Source organism: Burkholderia sp. BCC0044 (assembly GCF_902832955.1).
GTDB lineage: Bacteria > Pseudomonadota > Gammaproteobacteria > Burkholderiales > Burkholderiaceae > Burkholderia.
The window spans coordinates 1-547 of sequence record NZ_CADFDO010000018.1 but is presented as its reverse complement, the minus strand read 5'-3'; the positions used below and the strand labels follow the sequence as shown (position 1 = coordinate 547).

The 547-nt window shown below is 49.0% G+C and carries 1 rRNA gene; it reads left to right on the top strand.

Going from position 1 to position 547, the window contains the following annotated elements:
- A 16S ribosomal RNA gene (locus HWX14_RS36265) occupies positions 1-88 on the top strand; the annotation flags it as partial.
- Between the last annotated feature and the right edge of the window lie 459 nt (positions 89-547).

Sequence of the window (547 nt, the reverse complement as noted above, 5' to 3'; positions counted from 1 at the left end):
GAGGACGGTCACCACGGTAGGATTCATGACTGGGGTGAAGTCGTAACAAGGTAGCCGTATCGGAAGGTGCGGCTGGATCACCTCCTTTCCAGAGCTACTCGCAAAGTTGAGCGCTCACGCTTATCGGCTGTTGATTAAGACAGACTAGCTGTCTGCGGTTTAAACCGGTTATCATGCCGGCCGCTTTCAATAATCTTCAATGACAAACATTCGAATGAAGTTTGGTTCGAGTTTTTCTCATTGGCGATTGAGCCAGTCAGAGCGGTACGAAAGTATCGGCTGTCGTTCTTTAACAATCTGGAAGAAGTAAGTAATTTGGATAGCGGAAGCGTCTCGAGATGGACGTGGAAGTTATCCGGGTTGTGATTGTATCGATGTATCTCAAGATGATTCGAACTCTAAGTTTGACTCAATTGGAATACGGCACAACGCGAGAACTCAACCTGTAGCGGCTGTCGAGAGACAGACTCGTTATAGGGTCAAGCGAACAAGTGCATGTGGTGGATGCCTTGGCGATCACAGGCGATGAAGGACGCGGTAGCCTGCG